The following is a 25,787-nucleotide window of genomic DNA, read 5'->3' as shown; positions in this document are numbered from 1 at the left end:
TATTCCTTCGTGTTACACATGGAGAACTATCCTCTTTTATTAACATTTCTCAGGGTATCAGTTAGACCCTTGTTATCTTACTATGCTGAAAGAAAATACGGTCTGTTTTTTATACTGTTCTCCTGCTTTTAAAATAACTGACGGAAATCCTGGATAATGCAAAGATGCAGGTGACGCTTGGGTTTCAAAGCATACTCCTAAATACTTCTCTGAAAAGCCTTCTTTCAGTTCCATCCCCTCTTCGAGCATGTTCGAGGTATACATAACCATCCCTGGCTGATCTGTTTTTATCATCAGCAAGCGTCCAGACTTCTCATCACTTACAGTAACAGCATTTTCTTTCTTCTTATTGAAAATAAAATAATGATCATAACCATTTCCAGCAACTGTATTTTGTTCAGACTTGTCATTGAATCCTTCGCGCAATGACCGGCTTTCACGAAAATCAAAGGAAGTATTGAATACATTCATTAATTTTCCTGTTGGAATAAGTTTCTCATCAAGTTTGACAATTTCTTCACTATCTATCGTTATGTGGTGATGATGAATGGTGTTTTTCAAATCTCCACTTAAATTAAAATAAGAATGGTTCGTCAATGTTATTGGAGTGACCTGATCACTGGTTGCAGCATAGTCGATTGTAAATTGGTTATCGTTATTCAAAATATAGGTAACAGTTACATCTAAATTGCCAGGATATCCTCCATCACCATCTAAACTTTTGTGAGTCAGCTTCAACCCGACTGTGTCACTTGTTTGAAAAGGATCAACATTCCAGATTACCTGATGGAAGCCTGACGCACCTCCGTGAAGATGATTATCCCCATCATTGTGATCTAAACTATAGGTTTTACCATTAAGCACAAACTCCCCACCTTGAATTCTTCCAGCAACACGACCGATTAAAGCACCGAAATAATTCGGGTTCGTTTCATAGTCTGCATAATTTTTAAATCCAATTACGACATTTTCCAGTTTTCCATTTCGATTGGGAACAAGCATTTCTGTAATGATTCCGCCAAAATTTATTACACTGACAGACATTCCTTGTTCATTTACTAGTGTGTATTCTTTCCATTTTCCTAAAATATCAGTTGTTTCAATCTTCATTATTGTGCCACCTGCTTATTTAATGTATGGATAAATCTTTCAAATGCTTGCCGTTCCTTGAAAACACCGGCATCTTCCAGAACTCTGGCAAATTTTTTGCCAAGCTCTTTCTTTAAAATTTCATCAGCCATCCTAGAATCGAGAATCTCACCGTACTCACTTTGGATTTGATCAGCCCATTCCAGGTGATATGCAGCTACATCGCTGGATTTTCCAATTAAAAACTGCCTGATTTCAGCCAGTTCCATCTCCAATCTTGCTGGCAAAACGGCGAGCCCCATAACTTCAATCAGTCCGATATTTTCTTTTTTTATATGATGCACATCTGCATGTGGGTGAAAAATCCCCAGTGGATGTTCATCAGATGTACGGTTGTTTCGTAATACAAGATCAAGCTCATATACGTCTTCGCGAGAACGAGCAATTGGTGTAATCGTGTTGTGAGGTGTATCACCAGTAAATGCTTTCACGTCTGCAAGTTCGTCGGAATAACTTTTCCAGATTTGTAAAATATGATTAGCAGCGTCAAGTAGTAAATCCTTGTTAGAACTATTCAGACGGATAACGGATAAAGGCCATTTCAATACAGAAGCAGAAACATTATCAAACTTTTCCAGGATAAAATCAAAAGCACTCGCTGCATTCGTCATCGGAAAATCATAGCGTCCTGCCTGATAGTGGTCATGACTTAATATGGAACCTCCAACAATCGGTAAATCTGCATTTGATCCAATGAAGTAATGGGGAAATATTTCTGTGAAAGTTAATAGGCGTTCAAAAGCTTTCCTATCAATTTTCATGTCCCGGTGTTCTTCTGACAGCAAAATACTGTGCTCATTATAATAAACATATGGAGAGTACTGTAGGTACCAATTTTCTCCTAGCAGTGGAACGCGAATGACACGATGATTCGCACGTGCGGGATGCCCTGTTCTACCAGTATATCCTTCATTATCCACACATAATAGACATTTTGGATAATCCAGCTTTTGTTTCATTTCACGTTCTCGTTTGATTTGCACGGGGTCTTTTTCAGGTTTGGACAGGTTAATCGTGATGTCTAGTTCGCCGTATGCTGTGTCCGATTTGAAGTGAATGTTTTTTTCAATCCGATTCATCTGAATGTAGTTGCTGTTTTTGCTCAAGTTATAAAAATAATCGGTTGCTGCTTTCGGTGACTGTTCATATTTTTCATTAAAAGTAGCATGAATAACAGATGGACGAGCTACAAAGCAGTTCATTATATTAGCTGTGAGAATCTCTTTATCGTCGAATACGTCCTCGATTACTTCATGTTCAATAGCATATTCGATTATTTTTTCAAGCATGTCGGGAATCGATTCATCTGTGACACAATCAGGCTCTTCAGGAAAAGTCTCCAAATTTAATAGATTCATGACTTGGTTGCGAACATAAATATTATCTGCCTGTTCAATTAGTTCTGCTTTAATTGCTTGTTGAATAAGTCCATTAACATACTGAAAAATCACTTCTTCACGTCCTTTCCATATCCATTCGGGTGAGATGTATGCCAGTTCCATGCATCCTTGATAATTTGTTTGATAGAAGTGCGTCTCGGTTCCCAGCCAAGCATACTTTTGGCTTTATTTGAACTGGCAACCAGTATGCTTGGATCACCTGCACGTCTCCTTCCTGACTTTGCATATATTTCCTTACGGGTTACTTCACGTGCAGTATCAATCATTTCTTTTACAGAAAAGCCTTGGTTGCTTCCGAGATTGAAAACATCACTTTTACCCCCAAGCTTTAGATAATCAAGTGCTAGTAGATGTGCTTCAATAAGATCCTCCACATGAACATAATCACGTATACATGTTCCGTCCGGTGTATCATAATCCTCACCGAAGATCGTTATATAATCGCGCTGACCAAGTGCTGTCTGTATAATGATTGGAACAAGATGTGTTTCCGGGCGATGGTCTTCACCAATTTCACCTGAGTGCCGGGCGCCAGCAACATTAAAGTAACGCAAGGATACATACTTAATTCCATGTGCTCGCTCTGTCCACTTCATCAGCTTTTCCATTGTTAATTTTGTTTCGCCGTACGTGCTGGTTGGCTTTGTCGGTATTGTCTCCGTAATTGGAACGGATTCGGGCTCTCCATAAGTTGCGGCAGTGGAGGAGAAGACAATAGTCTTCACCTCATGCTCGACCATAGTCTTTAGCAATACTTGAGTTCCATAAACATTGTTGTCAAAATAGTGGAGTGGTTTTTCCATTGACTCCCCAACAAGGGAGCTTGCAGCAAAATGGATAACAGCCTCAATGCTTTCTTTGGTAAAAACGTCTTGAAGGAAAGCTGCATTCCGAATGTCGCCTTGATAAAACTGTGCGCTTGGATGGACGGCTTCCTGATGTCCTGTTTGCAGATTATCAATGACAACGACATCTTCCCCTCGATCAATCAATTGATAAACGGCATGTGACCCAATGTAACCAGCACCGCCTAAAACTAATACACTCATTTTAACGCTCCTTCTGTGACTTCTTTTGCTCCATCGCAGATTTCTGCCATATAGAAAGTTGGTGCATAGCCAATTTTTTCAGTGTAGACTGCGCTTACAATATTCTTGAACTTCTCCACTTCCTCACGCGCTACAATTGCAATCGCACAGCCGCCAAATCCTGCACCTGTCATACGTGCACCAAGGACCCCGGGCTGATTCCAAGCAGCTTCGACAATCGTGTCAAGCTCAATTCCTGAAACCTCATAGTTATCTCTTAATGAGATATGGGAGGCGTTCATGAGTTTTCCAAATCCAATAAGGTCATTTTGCTTTAACCTTTCAAGGGCTTCTATTGTTCTGGCATTCTCGTAAACAATATGTCTCGCACGTTTCCGGTTTATTTCATTTTTAATGAACCGTTGATTGTTCTCAAAAGCATCAATTGTTACATTTCCAAGTGTTTGAATAGGCAGTACAGTCTGTAAATCAGAGAGTGCTGCTTCACACTGTGTCCGGCGTTCATTATATTTAGATCCTGCTAATGTCCGTTGTTTATTCGTGTTCATGATGATGATAACATGATCCCCTAAAATGAGTGGTGCACATTGGTAGTTCAATGTTTGGCAGTTTAAGAGAATCGCATGATCCTGCTTTCCCATGCCAATCGCGAACTGATCCATAATTCCACTATTAACACCAATATAATTATTTTCCACTTTCTGTCCAATGCGAATCAAATCAATCCGGTCAATATTCAGTTCAAACAAACCTTCTAATAAGACACCCATGGCCATTTCAATTGATGCAGAAGAAGACAGCCCTGCACTATTTGGGATGTTTCCATAAAATAAAACATCAATACCATGGTCGAATTGATATCCTGCTTTCTGCAGATAAAGAATCATACCCTTTGGATAATTCGCCCATTCATGTACTTTCTGATAAATTAAATCATCCAGATCACATTCCATTATCCCTGCATCAGGGAAATTCACGGAGTAAAAGCGTAACTTTCGATCCTGACGCTTTAGGCCAAGCGCATATGTTCCGAAAGAAATTGAAGCTGGCAGCACATGTCCGCCATTATAATCCGTATGTTCGCCGATTAGGTTGATTCTTCCTGGGGCGAAGAAGGGTCTTGGTGTTTGGAAAGTGCTGAATTTATCCTGGAATTCTTTTGTTAGTTTCCTTATATTCATAATAACCTCCTGTAGTATCGTGGTCTTTAAAAAAGAGATAAGTACTTAAGATATTGCAATTATAATAAGAATGTATAATAGTTAATTAATTTAATTAAGTTAATGTTACTATATTTATTTTAAAAAAACAAGAAGAAATATAATGAGATATAAATATGGAGGGACGTTACACCTATGAACACTTATAGAGCCATGTTTAAAGTTAGAGACTGGAGATAAAAGAATGAATAGGAGGATGGATAGGTTCAGGATTCAGTTCTTTAATTGCGGTAATAATATGTGTTTGACATCAAAAATCCTGTTAATAATGCTCGTTAATCTAATATATCTCATCTGAATCTTGAATATTATAAACCAATAAGCAACATATTAAGACATTATTCTTAATAAATTAATTTTGAGTTTATTCGAATAATTGATATTGACAAGTGAAAAGATCGAGTTTATTATTATGTTAGTTAATTAATTTAATTAATGCAATAATAGTATTTTTCTTAGGCGGTTTCTTATTTTTTTGCTTTTGTTTGAAAGCGAATTCATGAGCCGTGTTTTAACTTTACATTAAAACCGTAATCGATGAAAGGAGGCAGCTAAAAGTTAGTATCTATTCATTTGCAATTCTTAAATATAAAGGGGAGGTTCAATGATGAAAAAGAAGTTAATGTTGCTTATCGGAATAATTATTACTGCCATCACACTTGCAGCATGCAGTGGCGGTTCAGATGATGCTGGTGGGAAAGTTAAGGTGCCGGAGGGTGCTACAGAGGTTGTTATGTGGAACTTATTTGGTGGTGGGGATGCAGCGTTTATGAAAGAAATTGTTGACGAATTTAACGCAAGTCAGGATGAGATTTTCATAAACAATATTCAACAAGAATTTGAAGAGTATTATACAAAATTGATCACGAGTGTCTCCGCAGGTAAAGGACCGGATTTGGCTATTTCCCATTCGAATGTACTTCCGGAATTGGTTAATCAGGGACTAGTGCAGGAATTAGACACATATGGTGAAGAAGTTGGCGTTAACTGGGATGAATTCAATCCAAACGTTCTGGATTCGACAGTTTTTGATGGGCAACACTTTGCTATACCAATCGACACACATCCACATATCTTTTTCGTGAATAATCAGCTTGCCGGTGACGCAGGACTTCTGAATGAAGATGGCAGTGTAAAAATGGAACAGACACCAGAAGGGTTTGTTGAATTCTTGACAACGCTTAAAGAAGAATTACCGAAAGATAAATTTCCGATGGCATTTTCTACTGCTGGTGTAGACTCCTATCGGTTATGGTTTTCCTTCTATAGTCAATTAGGTGGAGAAAATATTGTAACGGATGATTTAGAAAATCCTGAATACGTACTTGATGTTGATAAAGCAATTGAAGCTGCAAACTATATGCATGATTTATGGTACGAGCATGAAGTTATTCCATTGAATTTAGCGGATTTCTATGCTGATTTCCAATCTGGCAATGCAGCAACTATGTCCACTGGGGTGTGGGCAACTGGTACTTGGGAAGCAACGGAAGGATTAGAATTTACAGCAATACCTGCACCAAATATATTTGGCAAAGAGGCTGCATTCGGCAATTCGCACACCTTCGTAATCCCTGCTAGTCAAGATGCGGAACCGGAAGTTCAAAAAGCTGCGATTGAATTTATGAACTACGCTACAGATAAAGGTGTAGTTTGGGCAGAAGCAGGACATATTCCAGCAAAGACAACGGTTGTTGAATCAGAAGAATATGCGGAACTTCCATATCGGAGTGATTACGCAGAAGTAGCAAACTATGTTAATTTTCCAGATCAAACCGTACATGCACGTGGTATCCAAGATATACTTATTCGCAATCTTGATCTGATCTGGACAGATGAGGAATCTCCTGAGAAGGCATTTGAATTGATTGAACAAGAAGTAAAGGCGTTAATAGGAGGATAATTTGAACTGTCTAAGCTCCTAATATACTTTAGGAGCTTCTGACTTTTAATAGAAAAGGGGTATTTTATGAAAAACAAGTCATGGTTACAGGATATGAAGGCAGTGCCCTTTCTAATTCCCTTTTTTATCGTATACATGATCTTTACTATTTTTCCCGTTATTAAAGGGCTGGAAATGAGCTTCTATGATTGGTCATTAATTGGAAAATTGGACTTTATTGGGTTGGAAAACTTTAAGGTCATGTTCAGTGATTCTTATTTCTGGAGAAGTCTTGGAAATACAACGCTGTTTGTTATTTTAACAACACCAACAATGATGGTGCTTGCACTAGGACTGGCATTACTCGCTAACTTAAATACGAAGATTCAGACCTTTTTCAGGGGAGCTTATTTTATCCCAAGTATCTTATCTGTTGCCGTTATTTCCTTTCTAGCAATTTTTATGCTGCAACCATATAACGGATTCGTTAATACCATTCTTCATAGCATAGGAATCGAAGGGGAGCCTTTTTGGCTGGCTGATAAATATCTTGCTTGGATTACGATTGTAGTTGTTACCTTATGGTGGACGGTAGGAACGAATATGATTCTATTTCTTGTCGCACTACAGGACATACCCGAATCATTATACGAGGCAAGTGAAATAGATGGGGCAACCCGCTGGCAGCAGTTTTGGTACATTACATTGCCGCAGCTTAAGCCGATTTCCAAAGTCATTTTGCTGCTGCAGGTTCTTGCCTCATTTAAAGTGTTTGCACAAATTATGCTAATCACTGGCGGTGGACCAGGTGGTGCGACTAGACCTCTCATTCAATATATCTATGAAACTGGCTTTACACAAAATAATTTAGGATATGCTGCTACAATGTCCTTTGCATTATTCTTTATTCTATTAATTTTGTCGATAATCCAGCTAAGGCCACAGAGAACGGGGGAAAGTTAAAATGGGACAACCTAATCCAATCCCAAATATAGCGGAACAAAAACCAGTCGAGAAAAGAAATGGAGAAGGACCGAAAAGTAAAAAGAAAAGATCCGCAGCATTAAACAGGAGTCGCGATCCTTTTCATCCGGTTAAAGTAACGGTAGCGATTGCAGTATCTGTTCTGTTCATTCTGCCGATCATTTGGATGATCTTTGTTTCCTTGAAACCAGATGGATACAGCACAACTAATCCAATCGAATGGTTTTTGCCACCATTTACATTCTCGAACTACACGAATATAATTTCTGACACGTTAATACTTCGCTGGACGTTTAATAGTTTTATCGTCGCGCTGATTACAACGATTTTAACGTTAATTGTGACATCATTAGCTTCGTTTGCAATATCTCAAATGAAATTTCGTTTCAAAAGAACTATTTTTATATTCTTCTTGGTAGGTTTAATGATACCTGGAGAAGCAACGATTATTCCGCTATATGAAACAGCGAAAAGTTTAAACTTGATTGATAGCTATGCAGGGCTTATTTTACCGATGATTGCTTCACCATTAGGTGTCATCATATTAAAAAGCTTCTTTGATGGAATACCAAAGGAGTTATTCGAAAGTGCGAAAATGGATGGATGTTCAAATATTAAACTGTTTTACAAAATCGCTTTACCTCTAGCTAAACCAGCTTTAGCCGCAATAGCTATCTTTACATTTATTGGGTCATGGAATAATTTCTTGTGGCCATACCTGTCCATATTATCTGAGGAGCTCTATACATTGCCAGTAGGTCTGCCAGTATTTAATTCCAGCTATTCGCAAGCCTATGTACTGCCAATGACAGCCAATGCTATTGCATCGATACCAGTTATTATCGTGTTCTTAATCTTTCAAAAACAAATTATTAAAGGAATCAGCTTTACAGGACTTAAAGGTTAAGACAAAGAGAAACTGGCTAAGAAACGTTGAGCTTACTGAGTTATGCAATTGCTTATATTTAAAGAACGTAACATAGATAGAATCCATTATTAGAATAAGGAGAAACTTTCTATGAAAAAAATGATTTTACTGTTATTTGCAACTGTATTTGCCGTTATGTTGAGTGCTCCGCAACCGTCTTTTTCATACAGTAACCCCTTGGATATACCTGATTCCTGGATATGGGAACATGGGGATTTTTATGGGGAAGGTGATCCATATATTTTAAAGTACAATGGCATCTATTATCTTTATGTCAGTACTGTGGATGATAAAAGTGGAGTGAAGGTTTGGACGTCAACGGATTTAGTTGATTGGGATTATGGTGGGCTAGTTACAGAAGAGCCTAGTACGAAAGCGGCATATGCACCAGAGGTAACGTATTGGAATGGTGCTTTCTATATGTATACATCACCAGGTGGAAATGGTCATTACGTTTATAAAAGTTCTGGTCCACTTGGACCATTTGTTAAGCAGACGGACAATCTAGGGATGGGAATAGATGGAAGTGTTTTTATTGATGATGATGGCCAGTGGTATTTTTATAGTACTGGCACCAACAGCATTATGGCAAGACCTATGGACGACCCATATACATTTGGAGAGGCTATAAATACAGGAGCATCAATGGATGGTTGGACTGAGGGTTCAACACTGTTGAAAAGAAATGGAAAGTACTTTATGACCTATACGGGAAATCATATTTGGAATAAAGCGTATCGGGTTGATTATGGTAGCAGTAATTCACCTACAGAAGGATTTACAAATGAAACAAAACAAAATCCTATATTAATTAACACAGAAGGTTCCCATGTTGGACTTGGTCATAATTCGATCGTCCGTGGACCTGATCTTGACACACATTACATGGTATATCATAGTCATGCAAATCCAGGCCGTGAAACGAACCTTGATAGAATCGTTTGGAACGGTGATAAGATGCTATTACTCGGACCTACAACGTTTAAACAGCAAAATCCCGATATGCCGGATTTCAGTGATCGCTTTAAGCGTAATGAAGTAGGTAATGATTGGATAACGGTAAATGGAGGGAACTGGAGTATTTCAAATGATTGGTTAGAGCAGGAATCCCTTGGTGATACAAATTGGCATCGTCAGGTTACAAAAAACGAGACAAATGATGACTATACTGCAGAATTTAACATGAAAAAGAAGGAACAAGGTTCGAGTTCCAATCCAAGATTTGGTGCAGTATTTTCATATAAAGATGAAGATAACTATGGATTAGCTGTATTAAGCCCTGATAAAAATAGACTGGAAACATTTTTCCGGGTGGATGGAGTTGATCAAGAATGGGAGGCTTCTGAACTTCCGTCTGATTATGATTACGCTAATCTTCACCAAATAAGAGTGGAAAAGTCAAACAGAGAATTTAACATATATGTTGATGGAATGCTAAAACAGACTAGGGAAATAGATGGACTGAACGGTGGAAAAATTGGTTATACCACTTCCGATGTTCATGCAGAATTTGGTTTTATTGCTTCGAGTAATAAGGTAGACGGTAGTAATGCATTTGATGCATATAAACCGTTACCAGGGTCTATTGAAGCCGTACATTATAATTCTGGTGGTGATGGAAAAGGGTTCCGTGAAAGTACAAATGAAATTAATGAGGAGTACAGACGGGATGCTGTTGACATTGAAGCTAATTCTGAAGGCGGTTTTAAAATAAGTTCTTTTCAGGAAGGTGAATGGCTGAAATATAATGCCAATATACAAGATAGTGGAAAATACGATGTCAGTTTGAGGGTAGCATCTGACAAGAATGCTCAAGTCAGGCTACGGTTAGATGATGAGACGGATTTATCAGGTGTCGTTGATGTACCAAATACAGGAGACGGCAATCAATGGGAAAACTTATCCATTGATGGGATTACTTTGCCAAAAGGTAATCACACAATAAAAGTGGAAGTTGTCCAAGGAGAATTTGATTTTGCAAGTATGAAAGTTAGTAAACACAAAGTTGAATCTGTGCTTTTTGATGACTTTAATGATGGTAATGATGACGGATGGGCACCACATGATGGTTTCTGGAAGGTGGATACAAATACAGATGAACCAAGTGTTTTTGATAATTATAAGCCATTGCCTGGAGTAATAGAAGCCGCTTATTACAACTCTGGTGGAGAAGGAGTAGCCTATCACGATACAACACCTGAAAATATAGGTGGTGTCCTAAGAGGGGATTCCGTTGATATTCGGAATAAGCCTCAGGGTGGTACTGCTGTTGGATGGAATCAGACGGGTGAATGGTTGAAATACAATGTAAATGTAAAGGAAACGGGGCTGTATAACTTAAGACTAGATGCTTCAACCACATTTACTGATGCGAAAGTAAGGTTGTGGCTGGATGATGAAACGGATTTAACAGGAGTGATTGATGTTCCAAGTACAGGGGGGTGGAATAACTGGAACCCTGTAACGAAAGAAGGTATAACCTTACCAGAAGGGGAACATACAATCACAGTCGAGATTGTTAATGGAGAGTTTGATTTCTCAAGATTTAGTTTCAGCTCCTTTGATATTCATAAGCCATTGCCTGGATTAATAGAGGCTGAAGACTATAATCTTGGTGGAGAAGGAATAGCTTATCATGATAAAACGGAAGAAAATAGTGGTGGAGAGTATCGCGATGATGGCGTTGACATTCGTTCGACTCCTGATGATGGATTTGCCGTTGAAAGCTTTGAAGCAGAAGAATGGCTCAACTATGACGTTGATATAGCCGAAGAGGGTGAGTATGGTATTGATTTAGCTGTTGCGTCCATACAGGATAATGCTCAGTTAAAACTAGTATTGAATGATACAGATTTGATTGATGTTATGGATATTCCAAACACTGGTGATAAGAATAATTGGGAAACAATTACATTAAAAGACATCCATTTACCAAAAGGTAAGCATACGCTCAAAGTTGAGGCAGTTCAAGGAGAGTTTGATTTCTCAAAAATGATATTTCATACCTTTGATGAATATAAAAGTCTCCCAGGAAAGGTGATGGCAGTTGATTATATAACAGGTGGAGAAGGCATCGCTTATCATGATAATACCCCTGAAAATATTGGACGTGTGTACAGACAGGGTGGTGTCGACATCAGGAATCATCCAGATGGGACATATAATATTGGCTGGAATCAGACAGGGGAATGGTATAAATATAATGTAAACATGGCTGAGAGTGGTAACTTTAACATGAAAATGAGTGTAACAACGGACTTGGAAGGTGGCCAGGTAAGGTTGTGGCTTAATGACGAGATAGACCTTACTGGAGTTATCAATGTTCCTCGTACAGGGGGATGGGATAATTGGTCCGATGTTGTGAAGGAAAACGTCTCCCTTCCTGCTGGTAACCATTCAATTACGGTGGAAACAGTAAATGGTGAATTTGATTTTCATAGTATAGAATTCTATGAGAATACTGAAGAAGAAGAAGAAGAAATTGAAACTGATGGAACCTATACTTCTAGCGTTGGAACTTTTGGGAAGTCCGTAATTGGTGAAAAAGATTGGAAGAATTATAGTGTAGAAGCAGATATTAAACTTGTTGATGGAATTGGAGATGGCGGGCTTATCTTTCGAGTAAATAATCCAGCAAATGGGATGGAACGAGCACAGAATAATCCTGATTTTATGCAGGGCTATGTTGCATATTTGAACGAAGAAGGCGTCCATCTTGGAAAGCAAAATTACAATTGGGAGTATTTAGCAGGTACAGAAATGACAGAGTTAGAAGATGAATGGCAGCATATGAAAGTAGTTGTGAAGGATGCGAACATAAAAGTATATGTTGGAGATATGGACAATCCAAAAATTGATTATACCGATAACAGTGTTACAGCATTCTCTCATGGTAGTGTCGGGGTAAGAAGTCATTTCAGTAATGCTGAATTTGATAATTTCCTTGTGAAACCTATTGAGCCAAGTCTGGATTCTTTACAGAAGTCACTCGAATTAAACAGGGATACAGGTAATATCAGTCATTCATTATATATGAAACTGCATAACAAACTAAAGCAATCACAGCATCATAAGGATAAGGGCGATCTGCACAAGGCTAGTAAACATCTGAATGATTTTCTGAAGCACCTGGAGAAAAATAAAGCTGATGTACCTGGACGTGTATATGAAGAATTAAACGCGGATACTGCAAGCTTAATAGACTCTTTTGAAAGCAAGGATGAATGAGGCAGTGGTTTTTGGTAGTCGAGAAAATCTTATTTCCCACAAATCCACTTAATTAAAGGGGGAACAGATTCGAGTGAATACGAATAAAACCTGTTCATGTTGCTCTGTAAGCAGAACAGATATTTCTCAAACTAATCATAGCATAGCCCCCTCTGATTATTGGGGAGGAAAGATCAGATTTAAAGACAAAATGGTGTATATATCCGGTGGTGATTTTTTGATGGGAACGGATGATGAGGAAGGCTTTCCCTCTGACAGAGAAGGTCCAGTAAGAAATGTAAAGGTAGAACCGTTCTATATCGATAATCACACCGTTACGAACAAAGAATTTAAACAGTTCGTTGAAGAGACGAATTATCAGACAGTGGCAGAAAAGTTTGGCTGGTCCTTTGTATTTCATGAATTTTTAACGCTTGAACAGTTGAATAATGAAAAGCAATTACAGGACGTGCCTTGGTGGTATGCGGTGAGAGATGCTTTTTGGTATCAGCCTGAAGGGAGCGGATCAACGATTGAGCAGCGGTTGGATCATCCTGTATTACATGTATCCTGGCATGATGCCAATACCTTTTGCGAATGGGCAGGAAAGCGTCTGCCGACAGAGATTGAATGGGAATTTGCTGCTCGCGGAGGGCTTGAACAGAAGAAATATCCATGGGGAGATGAGCTGACTCCAGATGAAAAGCATTACTGCAATATTTGGCAGGGAAAGTTTCCACAATATAATTCAAAAGAAGATGGTTATTTAGGAACAGCCCCAGCAAAGTCATTTCCGCCAAATAATTATGGACTTTATAATATGTCCGGAAATGTATGGGAATGGTGCTCGGATTGGTTTAATAAAGACATGGAACATTCAACACAGAAGAGCATGCGTGGTGGGTCTTATCTATGTCATAAATCTTATTGTAATCGCTATCGTGTAGCTGCAAGGAGTTCAAATACGATGGACAGCTCTTCAGGGAATATAGGTTTTCGCTGTGTAAGTGATGTGTGAAATAGACAAAGAAAGGTCTCAAGAGAATAATCCCTAACTGAGAGAGGTTCGTCTTAGAAAATGATTGAATAGGATTGTTCTACCAAACGGAGATGATATAAATAATTATTCTATACTTTTTAATTGGATTTATTTCCTCCGTAATTGGTGCAATGGCTGGCTTAGGTGGAGGAATAATTATCAAGCCGGTTCTAGATTATGTTGGGCATTATGATTTGGAAACAATCGGAGTCTTATCCGCGTCAACCGTTATGGCAATGTCCACTGTAACACTGTTAAGAATAAAAACAACCAAAGTAAAGATAGATTTCAAGATTAGCTTACTAATTGCTGTTGGATCGATAGTGGGTGGTCTAATTGGTAAAGGAGTATTTAATTTTTACGTAGTTAACCTGAAGTTAGCTGATATTGTAGGAGCCATACAATCAGGATTACTTGCTTTTCTATTGATTATTATCTATGCATCCTTCAAATGGAATAGCCATACACCAAGTTATCTGATAGCAAATAAAGCCATTATCTTTTCAACAGGGCTAATATTGGGTTTGCTCTCAGCATTTCTAGGAATCGGAGGCGGTCCTTTAAACGTAGCTGTATTGGTTTTATTATTTTCCATGACTGGCAAGGAAGTTGTCATTAATTCGACGTTCATTATATTTTTTTCACAGCTGGCATCGTTACTATTGGTAGCATTCACTACCAGATATCAGGGGATGGACCTGTCTATGCTTCCATTTATGATTGTCGGAGGTGTTGCTGGAGGATTAATTGGAAATATTTTATTGTTTAAGGTTTCGAGTAAGGCAATTTGGGGCGTTTTTAACTTCACAATTTTAATTATTGTGTTAGTTAATATTTATAATCTCGTAAAGGGATTGTGATTAGTGAAAGAAATAACTAAAGGCTGGTAGATTAGTAGAATTTGATAGCAAGTGATTTAATGAATTAAAGAATTGAGGGTTATTTAGACAGTGTGACAATCCTCAAACTTGGAGGGATAGGAATGGTAAAAAGCAAGCCAAATATATTACTGATTTTGACAGATGACCTGGGATATTCTGATTTAGGCTGCTATGGGGGTGAAATTAATACACCAAATCTGGATCAGCTGGCGAAGGATGGGTTACGCTTCACTCAATTTTATAATTCAGCACGCTGCTGTCCGAGCCGAGCTTCTCTTTTAACCGGATTATATCCACATCAGGCTGGTATAGGGTTAATGGATGAGGATCGGGAAACACCAGGATACCGCGGATATTTGAAAGAACAATCTGTCACCCTTGCTGAAGTGTTAAGAGAAGGTGGCTATCACACCTATTTATCTGGAAAGTGGCATGTTGGGAAACATATGCCAATTGAACGCGGGTTTGATGACTTTTATGGCTTATTGGGAGGTTTTGCAAGTTTTTGGGACAAGAAGAACTATGTTCGCTTGCCTGAGGATCGACCGCAAAGAAGTTATACCGAGGGAGAATTTTATGCTACAGATGCGATTACAGATCACGCATTAGATTTTATAGAGGAATCCCGCAGTGAGGAACAGCCTTATTTTCTGTACTTGGCATATAATGCACCACATTTTCCGCTTCAGGCACCGAAAGAAGATATTAAGAAGTATGAGAAATTATATGAAAAAGGCTGGGATAAAATACGGGAAGAACGATTGGTGCGAATGAAACAGCTGCAAGAGGTGGATGAAGAGATGCAGCTGCCACCACGGTCAGAATATTGGGATCGGGATCGAAATATCAGCGGTGTCAATCCAGCTTGGGAAACGATTGATCCAGACCGTAAAAAAGATCTAGTAAGAAGAATGGCGATTTATGCCGCCATGGTTGACCGTATGGACCAGAATGTCGGCAGGGTGATTGAAAACCTTCGAGAACATAATGAACTTGAAAATACGCTGATACTGTTTTGCTCGGATAATGGGGCATGCGCGGAATGGGATCCTTGGGGATTTGATGACTGGCAAACAACTTCAAACATTTTGCACCGAAAAGAAGACTTGGAACGCATGGGAGGTCCAGAAACCTATCACAGCTACGGGTCTGGCTGGGCAAATGCATGCAGTACACCGCTTCGAATGTATAAGCACTATTCCCATGAAGGAGGAATTAGTACGCCATTGATTGTTCACTGGCCAGCAGAGGTTGAGCGAAAAGGCGAGATTGATCATCGTCCAGGTCACTTTATTGACTTTATGGCAACTTTTGTTGATATTACCGGATCACAGTATCCAGATGAGTATCAAGGAAATAAGATACCGCCGATGGAAGGGGAAAGTTTACTGCCTGTTTTTAAGGGAGAGACAACAGATACCCGAACATTGTGTTTTGAACATGAAGAACATTGTGCAATTCGCCAGGGAGAGTGGAAGCTTGTGAAAATAAAAGAAAGAGAATGGGAGCTATTCAACATGAATAACGACCGGACAGAGATGAATAATGTAGCGAATGACTATCCCGAGCTCGTGGAAAAGATGAAAGCAACTTGGAAAGAATGGGCTGAGAAGACCGATGTATACCCCCGCGTTAAATTGGAGAATTAACTTTTAGGTAAACGCTATCAATCAAAACAATATTAAATCATAGAATAGGAGAATATAAATGACACAAACAACTGCAACATATCAGAGGACAGAATATCCACGTCCGCAATTTCAAAGAGATTCATGGTTAAATCTGAATGGAACATGGAAATTTGCATTTGATGACAAAAATATTGGCGAGAAACAGCAATGGTCGAATGAGCCAAGCTTTACAACAGATATTCAAGTACCGTTTACGTATGAAACAAAAGCGAGCGGAATTGGAGAAGAAGCTTTTCATCCCTATGTTTGGTATCAAAGAACGTTTGAAATTCCAGCGGAAGAAATAGGAAAACGGGTAATTTTGAGATTTCAAGCATCGGATTATGTAACAAAGGTATGGGTAAACGGTAAATATATCGGAAGTCATGTTGGTGGTAATTCTTCTTTTCATTTCGATATTACGGATGCGATTGATTATAATGAAAAGAATGAACTTGTTGTTAAAGCGGAAGACAGTATGAGCTGCTATCAGCCAAGAGGAAAACAGCGGTGGAAAGACGAAAACTTCGGATGCTGGTATGTACAGACTACAGGGATTTGGCAAAGTGTTTGGCTGGAATTCTTGGAGGAAGCTAGTATTGATAATGTAAAAATTACTCCTGATGTGGATACACATTCTGTTAATTTTGACTATACATTGAATGGTTCATTTAATGAGGATTGGTATGTGGAAACAATAATCAGCTTTTCGGGTGAAAGAGTTAAGCAATTTTCGATAACACCAGATCGTTCAAAAATGAGTTTTGCAGTGGATCTTCTTTCTGAGATACATGAATGGAAAGTAATGCATTGGTCACCGCAACAACCGAATTTATATGATGTTACATTTAGACTCTATGAAAATGGCAGATTGGTAGATGAAGTAATTTCATATTTCGGCATGCGAAAAATTTCTATTAAAGATGGTCAAGTACTTCTTAATAATGTACCAATATACCAAAAATTACTATTGGATCAAGGATACTGGACAGATACGATGCTTACACCTCCATCCGATGAAGCAATGCTGGAGGATATTGAGAAGACAATTCAGATGGGCTTTAACGGCGTACGCAAACATCAAAAGCTTGAAGATGAACGCTTCTTATATTGGTGCGATAAAAAGGGATTGCTTGTATGGTCTGAAATGGCTGCTACATATGAGTTTTCTGATGAAGCAGTAGATAATTTTACGAAAGAATGGCTGGAAATCATTCAGCAGCATTATAATCATCCATCTATTGTGACATGGGTGCCATTCAATGAATCATGGGGTGTGCCAAATATATTAAAGGATAAAAAGCAGCAAGCATTTACAGAATCAATTTACTACTTAACAAAGGCAATTGATCCAAATCGCCCGGTTATCGTGAATGATGGGTGGGAACACACAGTTTCAGATATTATTGCCCTTCATGATTATGAAGAGTTTGGGGAAGCATTTTTAGAACGTTATAAAGATAAAAATAGAATAGTAAATAATGAAATACCTCATAACAAAGGAAAGTATGCATTTGCAGAAGGATATGAATATAAAGGTCAGCCAATTATGATAACAGAATATGGCGGAATTGCCTTTAATGATGAAAGCGGCTGGGGATACGGGAATCAAGTGAATACAGAGGAGGAATTTCTAACCAGATACCGCAATATCACAGATGCAATAAAATCAATTCCGTATATTTCTGGATACTGCTATACACAGACAACAGATGTACAGCAGGAGATTAATGGATTATTAAAAGAAGATCGAACACCAAAAATTGAACTGAAAAAGATAAAGGAAATTAATGATTCCATTAAATAGTAATAAGCAGAAGGATTCAGGTATTCTTGAACAATCCTTAACTGTAATTAATAATGCTGCTACAAAAAATGTAATAGCTATACGAAAGGAAGTACTTCATGGGGAAAACGTTTAAGAATCCATTATTAGATCCCGGTCCTGACCCATGGGTTTATAAAGAAAATGATATGTATTATTTAATGATTACCATAGGCAATAGGCTCGATTTATGGAAATCCCGCACATTGAGCGGGATTTCCAAAGGAGAGTGTAAGACCATCTGGACTCCTCCATTAGCAGGGATAAACAGCAAGAATATATGGGCACCGGAAATTCATAGAATAAACGGGAAATGGTACGTTTATTTTACTGCAAATGATGGAGTTGGCGATGATGAATCACGTAAAATATTTGTTCTGGAAAATAACTCTGAGGATCCTTTTACAGGTCAATGGATTGAACGCGGATATGTAAATACAGAATACCCTGGACTGGATGGTACAGTTTTCGAATATAAGGATCAATTATATTTTGTTTATGCGGGATATGGGCATTTTCCTGCTTATGGATCAGCGCTTTATATTGCTGAAATGACTGACCCATGGACGTTGACTGGTGAAAATGTAATGTTAACGAAACCAGAATATGAATGGGAAATGCAAGGGGGTATGGCGATAAATGAAGGCCCCGTCATACTAAAAAGAAAATCTAAACTTTTCCTGGTTTACTCAGCAAGTGCCACATGGTCAGATGATTATTCGTTAGGAATGTTAACTCTATCTGCCAATTTAGATGTTATGAAACCAAGTGCTTGGGAAAAATCAACACAGCCGGTTTTTAAGAAAAGTTTGGAAAATAAAGTGTTTGCACCAGGACATAATAGTTTTGTAGAGTCACCAGATGGGACAGAAGATTGGATCGTTTACCATGCTATTCCTGAATCAGAAGGGGGAGGGCAACGCAGTACTCGAATCCAAAAGATTTACTGGAAAGCTGATGGAACACCAGAATTTGGTATTCCGTTAGCAACTGACGATTCGATACCTGTTCCCTCTGGAGAAGATTAGATAGGTTTTAATTGATTATATGTTAATAAGGTCAAGAATAAATGAAGATTAAGATCCATAAGAAGGCAGAGTAACTGTCTTTTTATGGATCTTCGCTATTTAATATTGAGACGAATGGGAACCTTTTTAACAGCGAGTTTACTGGATAGAGTTGAATAACCTGACAAATAGGCAGAAAGAACGGACGTTTATCCTCGTTCAGAGCAGAATCTTTTTGATAAGTCGAATCCAAGCATAATTCTAAAAAAGACAGCAACAGGATCCCTGATTACGATCTGGAACTAGAGATTTTCATATCAATAAAATGGGAAAAATATCAAAAATTATACTCGTATTAAGATGGAATTAGCTGATATCTCAACTAATTATCTCTCCTCCCAGAGTTTCATTGGATCTACTTGCCCTTCACGCGATGGCATTCGTCTCATTGATAAGGTGCGTTCTGTTTTTGCTTTTTTAAGATCATCATAGATTTCCTTTGATTTACCTAACCCAACTTCAGCCGCTTCTTCAACGGTTGCACAATAAAATATCTGTTCGATTCCCGCAAAGTACATCGCAGTTAAACACATTGGACAAGGTTCACCGCTCGCGTACATCGTATAACCAGATAGATTGTTCGTTTCTAATTTAGCTTGCGCACGTCGGATAGCAAGTAACTCTGCATGGCCACTAACATCAAATGTTTTGTGCAGTTCATTTACGCCTTCAGTTATGATGTTATTCTCTTTTACGAGTACAGCACCAAATGGCTGTCCACCCTCTTGAATATTTTCTGTCGCTAGTTCAATTGCTCGTTCCATGAATTTGTCCATATTAAACCTCCATGAATGTATCGTTTAACTTTACTGTACTTAAGTTTTATGCGGATTTCAATTTTTAAAATAATAGGGCGTGTTGGGAAAACGGCTTTACTATCCATTTAGAATACCTGTGGGATCATCGTGGAATACAACGATTTTATGCTTGAAATAGTCCAATGTATGTTGATATAAGGATCCCATAGTTACCTCTTTTCCGAAGTAGGAAAGTATAGGATTTGCCTGTTTACCATTCCTTTTCAAAAATGGGATGTCCAATTCCAACGCTAAATACGCATGAAACATACTAGCATTTGCGAGTTTTTTTCTCCTGGTTAGCCAATTATTTTATATTATTCTTTCCGCGTAATAGGGAAGCAGCTCTATAACTACTCATTGGCTATACATACATAATAAAACCAGGTCCGAAAAGGAACCTGGTTTTATTAGATTATATATTGACAGTGACGTCTGCGTTTTTCCGAAGTTCCTCAACTAGCTTTTGAGCTGCTTCGCCTTCCTTTTGCATCTTGAGTTGTTCTTCAAGATTAGGTTTCATTTCTTCAAAAGATGGGACTTCTGCTTCCTCTCCGCCAATTTGCTCCTGTTGAGTTTTCATTTGATCATAAGCTTCTTTTAATTCTTCCTCTGTTGGCTTTGTGTCACCAGACTCGTCTGCAATAAGTTGATCCACTTTTACTTGCGTTTCAACCTGGGTCATTACCTCTTCTTCAGGGAGACCTTGTTCTTCAAGAGCGGTTATGAACTCTTCCTTCGATTGAAGCCCATTTTGTTTTACTAAATCATCCACTGTTTTATTGACATCTTCCTCCGAAGCAGTAAAACCACGGTTGTCCGCTTCCTGTATGAGCAGTTCCGAACCAATCATACTTTCTGCAATTTGCTTTTTTAATTGATCCTGATCAAGCTCTTGTCCAGTCATCTGAGACTGCATAGCCATTTGCTGAAATTGCGCTTGGTACGTAGTTTCAAATTCTTCCTTGCTTATTTCTTCTCCATTTACTTCTGCAACTACTTCAGGGATACCTTCCAAGTCAGCTTGAGGCATCTCGGGCTGTTCAGCACCTTCCCCGTCTCCCTGAGATTCTTCTTGTGTGTTTGTTTCCTCTTTATTGTCTTCAGCTGCCTCATCTCCATTACTGCAAGCAGTTATTACAAGTACGGATAAGGCAAGGGATAAACCTAATAACCATTTTTTACTCATATAACATTCTCCTTTCATTTCGAAGATTTGGTTTAGTGTAACATAACATTATTGATTGTACTAACGATAGCTGAAAGAATGTTTATCTGTCAAAGGATATTCATTGAAACTGGATTATTACAAGGGGGAATTGACTAAGTACTAACTGAGTCGGATGTAATACAAATGGATAGTAGCAGTTTTTTTTAAGCATTCTTTTATTTGGGAAAGTCGTTCAATATAGGATTAAGCTGGAGTTAATACCAAATGAGTTTAGCTATGGTGGTACTCGGACTTTAAACGATAAATATAGAAAAAATTTTCCGATAGATATTCATTGCTTCTCCATCACCTATTAGCTAAACTCATACATAGGAGTAGATAAACGATGAATGAGCGACAAAAAGAACTACTAAAAATACTTTTAACTGAATATCAAGTCCCGCTGCTTATCCAAGAACTTGCTTTGCGCCTGGATTGTTCGGAAAAGACAGTGCGAAATGATTTAAACCAAATTGATTTATATTTACCGGAGATTTCAAGAGGTAATATCAAGCGAAAACCAGGTGTTGGCATTACGCTCGAAATGGATGAAACGGAACGCCTTGAAGTATTGCATTTGCTTTTATCAACGTCTCCTTTCCAAGACAAGGGAGAACGAATTATTGAAATTGCTTTTCAATTACTCACGAGTAATTATCCAATTACTATCCAAGCCTTTGTAGATAAATATTATGCGGCAAAGACTGTTATAAAGAAAGAATTAGAAAACATAGAGCTTTGGTTAGCATCTTTTGATTTAAAATTGATTTCTAAACCAGGTCTTGGGCATATGATTAAGGGAACAGAATTGCAGAAACGCCAAGCGTTATCGCGGCTGCCGCTACTAGTTTCAACAGCCGATCGAAATTACGTCCTTGATTTATTTTTGCCTCATGAGATTGCGGCAGTTAAGAAAGCGTTGCGTGATCTGCGGCTGAACTATCAATTATCTTTTACAGATGAAGCAATGGAGAGTCTCCTTGTACATGCTCTCATCATGCTGAAGCGTACGAGACAAAAATCGCCTGTTCTTGTTCCTAAGGAAGAAAAAGTTCATGTTTTTGGTCAGGAAGAATATCGTTATGCTGCCTCTTTTTTTGAACAATTGGAAGCGATATTTCGGATTTCTTTCCCTGAGGATGAACGTGTTTATTTTACATGGCATCTTATAAGCAGTAAGGTGACAGAAAGCAGCGGGACAGATAAATTAAGTTCCGATGACTTTTTGCTGGAGGTAGTATCTAGCCTTACTAGGAAGCTAAGCAAATTAACATTGTTTCCATTTGAAAAAGATGCAGTATTAGAAAGCGGTTTAGTTGTGCATATGCATTCAGTGATTAATCGCATCCGATATGGTTTTCCCATTACAAACCCAATGTTATCTGAAATTAAAAAGATGTATCCCTACATGTTTAGCATGGTTATTCTAACATTAGGAGAGGTAAAACAGACGCATAACCTTGATATTAAAGAGGATGAGGCTGCATATCTCGTTTTACATTTTCAGGCTTCTATAGAAAGAATGGAAGGTTCCAAAAGTAAACGTAGGAGGACCTTAATAGTTTGCCATATGGGAGTAGGTATGTCTCATTTACTTGAAGCTAAGATTACCCAAAATTATAAAGGGATAGAAATTGCCGCTTGTGTAAGTAAAGCAGAGGTAGATAAAGTTTTAAAGAAAGAACAAGTAGACTTTATTATATCTACGGTTCCACTAGAAAAAGTGGAGGTGCCCTATATCATTATATCTCCTCTCTTGGAGACAAAAGATAAGGAAACGCTTAGTCAGTTTATAGATGAGCTGGATCATAAGGTTGTAAAAAGTGGAGGCACTTCACTTCAAAGATTAATCTCTAATGATTTGTTTTTCTTAGGTGTGGACAAGGAACATCGTTATGAGGTAGTTGAACTACTTGGAAATGCACTGATTCAAAAAGGATATGTAAAGGAAAACTTTACGCATAATGCGTTACTTCGAGAACGAAAATCAGCAACGTCAATTGGTGGAGGTATTGCTATCCCTCATGCTGATCCAAATCTGATTCATAAATCAGCGATTGCCGTAGCTATTTTGGAGAATCCGATTGAATGGGGAAATGAATTTGTATCTGTTGTCTTCATGCTTGCTATAGCAAATGTCGATCATAAAATAACGAGGGAAGTTATTGGACAAATTGCAGGAATCAGTGAAGATCCATCGCTAGGAAAGGAATTAGCAGATGCGCAGGACATGCATGCATTTATAGACGTTTTAGAGAAGTGAGTAGGTTATTATGCCTGCTTTCTTTTTTTGTATAGTGAAATCTAATTAATCATTTATTACCACTAGTTCTGGTAAAAATAAAAACTTATTCATGGACAAGGCAGGGTTATAATAAGTTTAGAAAGCGATTACTTCTTAAAGAGGAGGAGACATGATGAAAGTATTAGCTGTGACAGCTTGTCCAGTTGGAATTGCACATACGTACATGGCTGCTGAAAATTTACAAAAAGCAGGCGTAGAAATGGGTATTGATATAAAAGTGGAGACACAAGGATCAATTGGTGTAGAGAATCCATTAACAGAACAAGATATCGAAGAAGCGGATGCAATTATTATTGCTGCTGATAAAGAGGTATCAAAGGAACGTTTTATAGGGAAGAAATTGATTGTGACAGGTGTACAGGATGGAATTCGTAAACCAAAGGAATTGATTGAACGAATTCAAAGTGGTGATGTTGCTATATATCGTCCTGAATTAAGGGATGCAGCAAATATTAAAAACGAACGTAAGAAAAAAGAAAATCCTATTTATAAACATTTAATGAATGGTGTTTCCTATATGGTTCCATTTATTGTTGTTGGTGGTTTATTGATTGCAATTGCATTGACGCTTGGCGGAGAGCAAACTCCAGGTGGAATCGTGATACCGGAAGATTCGATCTGGAAACAAATTGAATCCCTTGGTGGTACGGCATTTATGTTTATGGTTCCAATATTAGCAGGGTTCATTGCTGTAAGTATTGCTGATCGACCAGGGCTTGTTCCGGGTATGATTGGTGGTTACATTGCTGCTAACGGAAGTTTTTACGGAAGTGAAGCCGGGGCAGGGTTTATCGGCGGAATTATTGCAGGCTTTCTAGCTGGTTATGTCGCACTTGCTATTAAGAAAATTAAAGTACCAAAAGCTGTTCTACCTGTCATGCCGATCATATTTATCCCGATTATTGCATCGGTTATCGTTGGACTATTATTTATCTTTGTTATTGGCGCACCAGTTGCACAGGTTTTTGAAGCGTTAACTGTATGGCTTGCTGGGATGCAAGGTGCAAGCTCGATTTTGCTGGCACTTATTCTCGGTGCAATGATTGCAGTAGATATGGGAGGACCATTCAATAAAGTTGCTTTCCTGTTTGGCTCTGCCATGATAGCTGAAGGTAACTATGAAATTATGGGACCAATTGCTGTTGCTATCTGTATTCCTCCAATCGGAATGGGACTAGCAACGATGCTGAATAAGAAAAAATATCTGGATAATGAAAGGGAAGCTGGAAAAGCCTCGTTTACGATGGGACTTTTTGGTATTACAGAAGGTGCAATACCATTCGCAGCACAAGATCCACTTCGTGTAATCCCAAGTATTGTTGTAGGTTCAATGGCCGGATCCGTTATTGCGATGATTGGCAGTGTAGGTGGCAGAGTTGCACATGGTGGTCCAATTGTAGCTGTACTAGGTGCCGTAAATAATGTGGTGATGTTCTTTATTGCAGCAATTGTTGGGGTTATTGTTACGGCATTTATGGTTAACTTCTTGAAGAAAGATGTAAATGGTGAGCCAGCTGTCGCAGTTGCTGGCGGTGGTACGCTCCGTGACACAAATGAGGAAGTACAAGAAGCGTCTGCTCCTGAAGAAGTTGAAGAAGAAGCTGAAATGGAAGAAATCAATAAGCTAACTTCTATTACGAATGTTGATTTAATTGAAACGAATTTAGCTGGGGAAACACGTGATGACGTGATTGATGAGCTAATTGAAAAGTTTGATGCATCCGGTATTTTAAATTCGAAGGAAGCTTTTAGACAAGCGATTTTAAATCGTGAAAGTCAAAGCACAACAGGACTTGGTATGAATATCGCTATCCCACATGGTAAGTCTAATACAGTAAAACGCCCTGCGGTAGCATTTGGGATTAAGCGAGACGGTGTTGACTGGAAGAGTTTAGACGGAACAGAAGCGAAGCTAATTTTTATGATTGCAGTACCAGAGGAAAGTGCAGGGGACGCTCATTTAAAGATTTTACAAATGTTATCACGTAAATTGATGGATGATGCATTTAGAGAGCAACTATTGAATGTGCACAGTTCAGAAGAAGCTTATGAGTTATTAGATACGATAAGCTAATTGGAACTAAAATGACAGAAGAGAACCTTGTGTTTTCTTCTGTTCCTCTTATGTTAGAATGACACTGTACATAAAAGAAAAATTACGATTAATGGAGGACG

Annotated in this window: 17 protein-coding genes; 11 read left to right on the top strand and 6 right to left on the bottom strand. The window is 38.4% G+C overall.

From position 1 onward, the window contains the following. Window positions 1–72: 72 nt before the first annotated feature. From NST46_RS02805 to NST46_RS02790, 4 genes are read right to left on the bottom strand one after another with little or no spacing between them, the layout of a single operon-like run. On the bottom strand, window positions 73–1,110 hold the full coding sequence (locus tag NST46_RS02805; protein ID WP_341136733.1) for an aldose epimerase family protein: 1,038 nt from the start codon (window positions 1,108–1,110) through the stop codon (window positions 73–75). Then, the gene (galT, locus tag NST46_RS02800; protein WP_445321719.1) at window positions 1,110–2,651 is read right to left on the bottom strand and encodes a UDP-glucose--hexose-1-phosphate uridylyltransferase; all 1,542 of its coding nucleotides are present in this window, start codon (window positions 2,649–2,651) and stop codon (window positions 1,110–1,112) included. Before galT ends, NST46_RS02805 begins: the two co-directional genes overlap by 1 nt. Beyond that, window positions 2,597–3,598 (bottom strand): UDP-glucose 4-epimerase GalE, encoded by a 1,002-nt coding sequence (gene galE, locus NST46_RS02795; protein ID WP_095308244.1) that lies wholly within the window; start codon window positions 3,596–3,598, stop codon window positions 2,597–2,599. The genes galT and galE overlap by 55 nt, the downstream gene beginning before the upstream one ends. Next, window positions 3,595–4,779 carry a galactokinase gene (locus NST46_RS02790; RefSeq protein WP_341136732.1) on the bottom strand — a complete coding sequence of 395 codons (1,185 nt, stop codon included), beginning with the start codon at window positions 4,777–4,779 and terminating at the stop codon, window positions 3,595–3,597. The genes galE and NST46_RS02790 overlap by 4 nt, the downstream gene beginning before the upstream one ends. Window positions 4,780–5,425: 646 nt before the next feature. Here NST46_RS02790 and NST46_RS02785 point away from each other — a divergent pair. The 9 genes from NST46_RS02785 (at window position 5,426) to NST46_RS02745 (ending at window position 19,261) form a co-directional block, all read left to right on the top strand. Further along, window positions 5,426–6,721, top strand: a complete 1,296-nt coding sequence (locus NST46_RS02785) for an extracellular solute-binding protein (RefSeq protein ID WP_095308248.1) — start codon at window positions 5,426–5,428, stop codon at window positions 6,719–6,721. Window positions 6,722–6,787: 66 nt separating this feature from the next. Beyond that, complete coding sequence (locus NST46_RS02780) at window positions 6,788–7,663, top strand: carbohydrate ABC transporter permease (RefSeq protein ID WP_095308251.1); 876 nt, start codon at window positions 6,788–6,790, stop codon at window positions 7,661–7,663. Between the two features lies 1 nt (window position 7,664). Next, a complete protein-coding gene (locus NST46_RS02775) occupies window positions 7,665–8,591 on the top strand; it encodes a carbohydrate ABC transporter permease (RefSeq protein WP_095308252.1) in 927 nt (308 codons plus the stop codon). 111 nt (window positions 8,592–8,702) lie between these two features. Then, a complete protein-coding gene (locus NST46_RS02770) occupies window positions 8,703–12,839 on the top strand; it encodes a carbohydrate-binding protein (protein ID WP_341136731.1) in 4,137 nt (1,378 codons plus the stop codon). A gap of 73 nt (window positions 12,840–12,912) precedes the next feature. Then, window positions 12,913–13,836, top strand: coding sequence for a formylglycine-generating enzyme family protein (locus NST46_RS02765; RefSeq protein WP_445321718.1), 924 nt, complete (start codon window positions 12,913–12,915; stop codon window positions 13,834–13,836). A 101-nt stretch (window positions 13,837–13,937) separates the two neighbouring features. Then, entirely contained in the window at window positions 13,938–14,717 is a 780-nt protein-coding gene (locus NST46_RS02760; protein WP_341137312.1) for a sulfite exporter TauE/SafE family protein, read from the top strand. A gap of 122 nt (window positions 14,718–14,839) precedes the next feature. After that, window positions 14,840–16,387: an arylsulfatase gene (locus NST46_RS02755; protein WP_341136730.1), complete on the top strand. Its 1,548-nt coding sequence runs from the start codon at window positions 14,840–14,842 to the stop codon at window positions 16,385–16,387. 58 nt (window positions 16,388–16,445) lie between these two features. Continuing rightward, complete coding sequence (locus NST46_RS02750; protein WP_341136729.1) at window positions 16,446–18,215, top strand: glycoside hydrolase family 2 protein; 1,770 nt, start codon at window positions 16,446–16,448, stop codon at window positions 18,213–18,215. A gap of 98 nt (window positions 18,216–18,313) precedes the next feature. Continuing rightward, a complete protein-coding gene (locus NST46_RS02745; RefSeq protein WP_341136728.1) occupies window positions 18,314–19,261 on the top strand; it encodes a glycoside hydrolase family 43 protein in 948 nt (315 codons plus the stop codon). A gap of 365 nt (window positions 19,262–19,626) precedes the next feature. Here NST46_RS02745 and NST46_RS02740 read toward each other — a convergent pair whose 3' ends face one another. Together NST46_RS02740 and NST46_RS02735 are read right to left on the bottom strand one after the other, a co-directional pair. Continuing rightward, the gene (locus NST46_RS02740) at window positions 19,627–20,076 is read right to left on the bottom strand and encodes a nucleoside deaminase (RefSeq protein WP_341136727.1); all 450 of its coding nucleotides are present in this window, start codon (window positions 20,074–20,076) and stop codon (window positions 19,627–19,629) included. A gap of 436 nt (window positions 20,077–20,512) precedes the next feature. Further along, window positions 20,513–21,286, bottom strand: coding sequence for a SurA N-terminal domain-containing protein (locus tag NST46_RS02735; protein WP_341136726.1), 774 nt, complete (start codon window positions 21,284–21,286; stop codon window positions 20,513–20,515). A 367-nt stretch (window positions 21,287–21,653) separates the two neighbouring features. Here NST46_RS02735 and NST46_RS02730 point away from each other — a divergent pair, with 367 nt between their 5' ends. After that, entirely contained in the window at window positions 21,654–23,570 is a 1,917-nt protein-coding gene (locus tag NST46_RS02730; RefSeq protein WP_341136725.1) for a BglG family transcription antiterminator, read from the top strand. Window positions 23,571–23,724: 154 nt separating this feature from the next. Then, complete coding sequence (locus NST46_RS02725; protein WP_341136724.1) at window positions 23,725–25,686, top strand: PTS fructose transporter subunit IIABC; 1,962 nt, start codon at window positions 23,725–23,727, stop codon at window positions 25,684–25,686. The last annotated feature ends 101 nt before the right edge of the window (window positions 25,687–25,787 follow it).

The organism is Oceanobacillus sp. FSL W7-1309, from assembly GCF_038002145.1.
GTDB classification, from domain to species: Bacteria; Bacillota; Bacilli; order Bacillales; family Amphibacillaceae; genus Oceanobacillus; species Oceanobacillus profundus.
The sequence above is the reverse complement of the archived record's forward strand: the minus strand, read 5'-3'. Positions and strand labels throughout refer to the sequence as shown.